The 7,436-nt window shown below is 39.3% G+C and carries 6 protein-coding genes; 5 read left to right on the top strand and 1 reads right to left on the bottom strand.

Annotated elements, in window-relative coordinates:
* Positions 1 to 44 precede the first annotated feature (44 nt).
* From VB836_RS29095 to VB836_RS29105, 3 genes are all read left to right on the top strand, one after another.
* Positions 45 to 1,049 carry a BMP family lipoprotein gene (locus tag VB836_RS29095; RefSeq protein ID WP_323224880.1) on the top strand — a complete coding sequence of 335 codons (1,005 nt, stop codon included), beginning with the start codon at positions 45 to 47 and terminating at the stop codon, positions 1,047 to 1,049.
* 98 nt (positions 1,050 to 1,147) lie between these two features.
* On the top strand, positions 1,148 to 3,769 hold the full coding sequence (locus VB836_RS29100) for a hybrid sensor histidine kinase/response regulator (RefSeq protein ID WP_323224882.1): 2,622 nt from the start codon (positions 1,148 to 1,150) through the stop codon (positions 3,767 to 3,769).
* Positions 3,766 to 5,121, top strand: coding sequence for a hybrid sensor histidine kinase/response regulator (locus VB836_RS29105; RefSeq protein ID WP_323224884.1), 1,356 nt, complete (start codon positions 3,766 to 3,768; stop codon positions 5,119 to 5,121). Before VB836_RS29100 ends, VB836_RS29105 begins: the two co-directional genes overlap by 4 nt.
* Positions 5,122 to 5,185: 64 nt before the next feature.
* Here the strand turns inward: VB836_RS29105 and VB836_RS29110 are convergent, their stop codons facing one another.
* Positions 5,186 to 5,884 carry a uracil-DNA glycosylase gene (locus VB836_RS29110; RefSeq protein ID WP_323224890.1) on the bottom strand — a complete coding sequence of 233 codons (699 nt, stop codon included), beginning with the start codon at positions 5,882 to 5,884 and terminating at the stop codon, positions 5,186 to 5,188.
* Between the two features lie 117 nt (positions 5,885 to 6,001).
* On the opposite strand from VB836_RS29110, the gene VB836_RS29115 reads away from it, so the two are divergent.
* Both VB836_RS29115 and VB836_RS29120 read left to right on the top strand, forming a co-directional pair.
* On the top strand, positions 6,002 to 6,667 hold the full coding sequence (locus VB836_RS29115) for a phosphoribosyltransferase (RefSeq protein ID WP_323224886.1): 666 nt from the start codon (positions 6,002 to 6,004) through the stop codon (positions 6,665 to 6,667).
* A 308-nt stretch (positions 6,668 to 6,975) separates the two neighbouring features.
* Complete coding sequence (locus VB836_RS29120; protein WP_323224888.1) at positions 6,976 to 7,260, top strand: WGxxGxxG family protein; 285 nt, start codon at positions 6,976 to 6,978, stop codon at positions 7,258 to 7,260.
* Positions 7,261 to 7,436: the final 176 nt, after the last annotated feature.

The raw sequence follows: 7,436 nt of genomic DNA on the forward strand, positions 1-7,436 counted from the left end.
AACTTGCATTTGCCACTTAATCTTTCTGAAGCCCTCTCACTAAAATGTTGAAACCTTTTAAAATATTACGCTATTTTATTCTAGCTGTAGTCACCTTTACGTTAGTAAGCTGTTTAAATACAGGGATTGATTCTGGTTCCCCAAGCGAAGTTAATCATTCTTCCGCTTTTAAAGTTGCCATTTTATTATCGGGTTCTAAAGCCGATGGAAATTGGAACCAGGGCTGTTATGAAGGACTGCTAAAAATCGAAGAAAAATATAACGCTAAAGTTGCCTATTCTGAATATGTGAATGGCAATGAAGGGGAAGAATTTCTCAGACAATATGCTGAACAAGACTATGATTTTATCATCGCGGCTGGAGGTGGATATCTCAGCGCTATTGAAACCGTAGCCGTTGAATTTCCTCGCGCTAAATTTGCTGTAATTGCTACCTACCCAGGGAATAATAAAAACTTAGGTGCGATCTCTTTTAGAGCCGGAGAAGTGGGTTATTTATCAGGTGTAATTGCGGCGATGAAAACCCAAACGAATAAAATCGCTTATGTGGCAGGTGCAGACTATCAAATGCCTGTAGAAGCTGCCACCCTTTATCAGCGAGGCGCTCAAGCAATCAATCCAAATATTGAAGTTTATATCGAATATTTGCAAACTTGGACAGATGGAGAAAAAGCAATAAATGTCACTCAAAATTTAGTCAAAAAAGGGGTTGATGTTTTTACGATTAATGCAGATGAAGCTGGAGTTGCCGCGATAGAAGTTCTCAAACAAAATCCAGAAGTTTATATGATTGGTTGGATAAAAGATATGTATGAACTTGCTCCTGATCGGATGATTACCAGTGTTCTGCATGATTTTCCCGCTCTATTACTGAAAGCCAGTGGTTTAGTGCAGGAAGGACGTTGGCAAGGAACACTCTACAAATTTGGACTCAAAGAGGGAATTTACGAGTTTGCACCCTTCCGAGACTTGCTTACAGAACAACAAAAACAGACCTTTAGCCAAATTCGAGAACAAGTCGTCAATGGTGAGATTGATATCACACCTTAAAAACTTAGGATAAGCTAGAAATATTAATCAAAAGACGCTCGCTTGGGGCTATTTTCGAGTTCCCTGGCTGACCCCTAAGTGACCCGAAACGATGACTTATGAACAAACTTGACCTCCCAAGATACCTGAAAGTCAAACGATCCGAGCAATCTTCTATTGCCCAGCAACTCCGTTTTAGCATTATCTTTTTGATAGTTTCTAGCCTATTAACGACAGGGAGTATTCTGATTTACTCCAGTTCACAAACTCAGCTTAAACAATCTCAAATTTTGCAACAAGAGCGATCAAAAATAGCTGCAAATAGGATTGAAAGTTACATCAATGATTTACAGGGAAAACTGCTTTTTCTTTCCCGTGTACGAGGTTTTACAGAACTTTCTCCCGCTTCTCAAAAAAAATTGCTTGAAGGCTTAAGTCGTTATAATGATGCCTATGAAATGATGGCAATTCTCAACTCAAAAGGCGATCCGGTTGCTGTTTATTCTCCTTATACAGAAGTGAAGCTTGGGAATTTTCAAGAGACTCCCCTATTTATCAACTCATTTAAACAGCAAGAAAACTATGTAGATTTAGTGAAAATTTATCCAGAAACACAAGCCCTGATCACGACTTTAGCGGTTCCCATCCGCAACTCATTAGATCAAGTTGATGGTGTATTGCTGGCTAAAATTAATCTCAAGTTTTTAGATTTTGTTGTCTCCCAAACTGAAGTGGGAAAAACAGGCTATGCTTATATCCTGGATCATCGGGATGTTTTGATTGCTAAAAATCATCGTATTACCCAAATCAATAGATTAGACAGTATTTCAGAGCGAAATTTTCTTGAAAAATTAAATGAAAATCAAGACAATTCTTTAATCACCTATCAAGGTTTAACTGGACAAGAAGTTTTAGGGGCGATCTCACCCGTTAAGAATACTTACTGGAATGTTATCGTTGAACTGCCCATCAAGGAAGCCTATGCACCTGTGCGTCGCTTAATTCTTAGCATGATTGGATTGTTAGTGCTGTCGATTTTGAGTGCAGTTTGGGTAAGCATTTTTCTCTCACAACGGTTAGTTTATCCTCTGAAGATTCTCACTCAAGCTGCGGCTAATATTCGTCAGGGAAATCTTCAGGAAAGGGTGAATATTAACCTCAGCAATGAACTCGGAATTTTAGCACAAGCCTTTAACCAAATGGCGCAACAATTACAAGAGTCTTTTCAAGCATTAGCTCAAAGCAATCAAGAATTAGAAATCAGAGTTGAAGAACGAACAGGAGAGTTAGCCCAAGCTAAAGAAAAAGCCGAAGTTGCAAACCTTGCTAAAAGTGAATTCCTCTCAAATATGAGCCATGAACTGCGAACACCCCTGAATGGAATTTTAGGTTATGCTCAAATTTTACAACGCGATCGCACAGTCACTTCCCGTCAACTTGAAGGCGTAAATGTTATTCTAAAAAGTGGCAATCACCTTTTGACTTTAATTAATGATATTCTAGATTTCTCAAAAATTGAAGCCAGAAAATTAGAACTCTATACCAGCAATATTAATCTGGCGAGTACAATTGATAGTGTGGTTGCGATTATTCAGATGCGTGCTGTTGAAAAAGATATTATCTTTCATTACAAAGCCGATCCTCATTTACCTCAAGGTATTCTCGCCGATGAAAAACGCCTCAGACAAATTTTGCTTAATCTGCTGGGAAATGCAGTAAAATTTACAGATTATGGCAGCGTAACTTTAAAACTCAGTGTACTCGAAAAATCAACACCTTCTTCATCCTCTACAGTCCGATTACGTTTTGAAGTAATAGATACTGGAGTTGGGATGAGTTTAGATCAACTCGATAAAATCTTTCAAGCTTTTGAACAAGTGGGAGACGTTAAACGTCGAGCAGAAGGAACAGGTTTAGGGTTAGCCATTTCACGTCAATTAGTGGAAATGATGGGGGGTAAACTACAGGTTAAAAGTCAACTCAATCAGGGTTCAACCTTCTGGTTTGACCTTAATTTTCCAGTCGTTAAAGTTTTATATTCTTCTCCTTTAGAAACAGTTGATCACATTACTGGATATAAAGGAAAACGCCGTCAGGTTTTAATTGTTGATGATAAAAAAGCCAATATGGCTGTCTTGCAGGATATGCTTGAACCGTTAGGATTTGAGATTATTTTAGCAGAAGATGGTCAGCAAGCCATAGACCAAACACAACAGTTTAAACCCGACTTAATTCTAACAGATTTAGTCATGCCCGTTAAAAGTGGTTTTGAAGCGGTTAAAGAGATTCGAGAAAATCCCGAAATTAAAGATACTAAAATTATTGCCGTTTCTGCAAGTGTCATGCAACCCGATTTTAAACGCAGTGTAATAGCCGGATGTGATGGCTTTATTCCCAAACCTGTAGATGAAAAACAACTCCTGTCAATGATTGCCGAACATTTGCAGCTAGAATGGATTTATGATACGACTTCAGGAGAAACTTTTACACCAGAAATCAGCAGTGAAACGCCATCTAACTGCGAGTTTGTTGTTCCCGATATTGAAGAAATGAAGGTTCTCTACGATTTAGCAATGCTGGGTAGCATGACCAAAATTCGACAGCAAGCTAGTCATTTAGAAAAACTTGATGAAAAATATATTCCTTTTGCTCAGAAAATTACTGAATTAGCACAAGGATTTCAAGAAAAAGCCATCATCAATTTAATTGAAAAATATTTAGACTTGGGAGAGGAACAATGAAAAAAAACACCGCTCCACCTTCTAAGAAAATTAACTTACAAGATTATACAATCTTGATTGTTGATGATCATCCAACCAATTTAAAAATTGCCGTTGATTATTTAGAAACTTGCGGTTTAACCGTTCTCGTCTCTCAAGATGGCGAAAGTGCCTTAAAACGGACTCAATTTGCTCATCCTCATCTCATCTTATTAGATGTATTAATGCCGGGAATTGATGGGTTTGAAACCTGTCGTCGTCTAAAAGCTAACCCGGAAACTGAAGATATTCCGGTGATCTTTATGACAGCTTTAGCGAGTGCTGAAGATCAAGTTAAAGGCTTTGAAGTTGGTGGCGTTGACTACATTACAAAACCCATTCAGCATGAAGAAGTCTTAGCAAGAGTAACCACTCATTTGCAAATTCAAGCTTTATATCAAAAATTGGAGGAACAGAATCAAAATTTACAGCAAAAAGTTATCGAACGCACGGCTGAACTTTCCCAAGCATTAGCTGACTTACAACAGTCTCAAATTAAGTTAGTTCAAAGTGAAAAAATGTCAGCTTTAGGTCAACTGGTGGCGGGAGTAGCCCACGAAATTAATAATCCTCTGAGTTGTTTGACAGGAAACCTAGAACACGCCACCGAATATATTCAAGATTTACTTGAACATTTACACCTCTATCAACAGCAGTTTAAGAGTCCAGGAGACACTATTACTAATCATGCTGAAGAAATCGAGTTAGAATATATAAAAGATGATCTTCCCAAAGTTATTCTCTCTCTCGAAGAAGCAACACAACGCATTCACGATATTAGTAAAAGTCTCTATCTTTTCTCCCACTCCGATACTTCTAAGAAAGTTCATTTTGACCTACATCAAGGCATTGAAAGCACTCTAACTATCTTAAAACATCGCTTAAAAGCCAATAAAAATCGTTCTGAAATCCAGATTATCAAAGACTATGCAAATTTACCCTTAGTTGAATGTTATCCGGGACAAATGAATCAAGTTTTTATGAATTTAATCGCTAATGCTATTGACGCTTTAGATGACAATAGTCTCGTCGAAAACGCTGCCTTAAATCATTCGATGAATCCCCCGAAAATCACCCTAAAAACTTGGGAAGATCAACAAAATCAGCAAGTGTTCATCTCCATTAAAGATAATGGCTTAGGAATGTCTGAAACTCTCCAAGACCAAATCTTTAGTTATTTATTTACCACTAAACCTATTGGAAAAGGAACAGGCTTGGGTTTATCAATTTCTCGTCAAATTGTTGTCGAAAAACATCAGGGTAAACTCAACTGTGTTTCTTCACCCGGAAAAGGAGCAGAGTTTATCATCGAACTTCCCATCTGTTCTGAATAAAATCAATCAGATGTCAATCCCCTATTGAATAGTCAGATAAAAACTGCTCAATCTTAATCATTTTTTACGCCATCAGTTCATCATACTTTCGACGAACTTCTCGAATATCTTCCCACATCAACCATTTGGGCTTTCCCGGTTCCTTTGAAGGATTTCTGAGCAAATAAGCCGGATGAAAAATCGGCATACATAAGCGTCCTTCCCATTCTCTCCACTGACCCCTAATTTTAGTAATCCCTTGTTTTTCTGCTAATAACGACTTAACTGCTGTCGCTCCAGTTAACAAAATAATCTGCGGATCAACTAAGCGAATTTGTTCTAATAAATAAGGTTTACAAGCCTCTATTTCTTGAGTCGTTGGGGTGCGATTTTCCGGCGGACGACAACGAATCGCATTAGAAATATAAACCTCTCGTTCGGTACTCAAACCCACAGATTCTAAAATTTTATCTAACAGTTGACCGGATTTTCCAACAAACGGTAAACCTTGTTCATCTTCATTTTGACCCGGTGCTTCCCCAACAATCATAATTGCAGCTTGAAGATTTCCTCGTCCGATCACAGCATTTGTGCGATTATTTCCCAGTACACAACGATGACATTGATTACAATCAGCAGCAATTTCATCTAAATTTTGGTAAGTTCCAGGAGGAATAGCAACCTCAGCATCTGTTGGAATTTTATCCCGATTAACATTTGTTGGAGTAGGAGTAGCACCCGACTCGGCAAAATCAAATAAACTGAGTTGTTGATCATCCGACATAAATTTAAAAGCTGAAGTCACAGTATATAGAAACATTGTTAAGTCTAGACCGATTCAGTTGCAACTCTCAAGTTCGGCGATCAATATTAAGATTAAGAAAGATACTGTTCGCCGATCATGTCCTCAACCCCTCCTTTTGACGATCGCACACAGGCAGGCCTAGAACTCGCCGAAGCCATTGAGCAACAAATAACGCTCTATCCCCCCAAACAAAGCGATCGCCTGATCGTCTACGCCCTTCCTAGAGGCGGTTTACCCGTTGCTGAACCTGTGGCTCGTCGTCTAAACTGTGCCTTAGATGTGATTGTTGCTAAAAAAATCACTCATCCCGATAACCCCGAACTCGCTTTGGGTGCCGTTACCGCAGAAGGCTATGTGCTATGGTCTCCCAAACGCCGCCCCCCGAACTTGGATCTCCAGCAAACCCTGTTACATCAAGCTCATGGTAAAGCCTTAGATCAGTTCGCGCAATTTTCGCCCTATTGTCCTGAAATTAGCCCTGAGAAGGCTTTAACTATTATTGTAGATGATGGGATTGCCACAGGCTTAACGATCGCCGTAGCGGTTAAATCTCTGAAATACAAAAACCCCAGCGAAATTTGGATCGGTGTACCCGTTGCTCCCCAAGATTTGCTAGAAACGCTACAACGGTGCTGTGATCGCCTGATAGTTTTAAAATCACCCCGTCTTTTTTTCAGCGTTAGTCGATTTTACCAAGAATTTTCTCAAGTTGAAACTGAAATGGCGATCGCTCATTTAAAGCGTCAAACCGAATGGCTTTAGAGTAGTGATCAGTCGTTAAAGATTTTTGATCAGCATAAAATTCAGATCATTTTCTTGAAATAAAAGCCTTTTAAATCCGAGTAAATGCCGGATAGACTATTTTTCATTGAGCTGATTTCTGGCTTGATCTATCTCTTTAGTAAGAGTGAAGGAGTCAACAAGTTATAGCGGAGGGTTGATTGAGAATCCGTAGCGATTCGTTATTGTTAAATAGTGTGATCACAGATCAAAGCTGGTTAACTCTTTAAACCAAGAGCTATCAGCAAATACTTTACAGCAAACACTAATCCGAAAGGAGATAACAAATCGTGAAATTTTCTAATCTAACTAAGCTAGTCGGCGTTAGCGCACTGTCCTTGAGCCTCAGCATTCTGCCTATGGTTAACCCGGCTTCTGCTCAAACGGGTACAACCGATGACACAACCCCGACTACTAATTATGTTGAGTCTGACGATGATTTTGACTGGGGTTGGCTGGGTCTACTCGGTCTAGCGGGTCTGGCAGGTCTAGCTGGCAAGAAGCGCGATAATGATGATGTGCGCTACCGTGAGCCTAATGTAACTCGCACGGGTACTACTGGCTACCGTGAATAACTGCTCCCACGTGGTTCTTTAAAGTTGCGCTTCAAACCCACATTTTGAATTTTACCAAGAGAAGCAGGTTTAAAGCCCCGTCGTTCACGACGGATTATTTTATGCTAACATAAGTTTATCGTGGCTTGATGCCGATAATCTATGCTTGTGTATGAAATGAAGCTGCAAGGAACGCA

Source organism: Limnoraphis robusta BA-68 BA1 (genome assembly GCF_034932365.1).
GTDB lineage: Bacteria > Cyanobacteriota > Cyanobacteriia > Cyanobacteriales > Microcoleaceae > Capilliphycus > Capilliphycus robustus.

Excerpts from the sequence above, each read along its gene's own strand:
- VB836_RS29095 (WP_323224880.1), top strand. The coding sequence starts at position 45 with ATGTTGAAACCTTTTAAAATATTACGCTATTTTATTCTAGCTGTAGTC.
- VB836_RS29100 (WP_323224882.1), top strand. The coding sequence starts at position 1,148 with ATGAACAAACTTGACCTCCCAAGATACCTGAAAGTCAAACGATCCGAG.
- VB836_RS29105 (WP_323224884.1), top strand. The coding sequence starts at position 3,766 with ATGAAAAAAAACACCGCTCCACCTTCTAAGAAAATTAACTTACAAGAT.
- VB836_RS29110 (WP_323224890.1), bottom strand. The coding sequence starts at position 5,884 with ATGTCGGATGATCAACAACTCAGTTTATTTGATTTTGCCGAGTCGGGT.
- VB836_RS29115 (WP_323224886.1), top strand. The coding sequence starts at position 6,002 with ATGTCCTCAACCCCTCCTTTTGACGATCGCACACAGGCAGGCCTAGAA.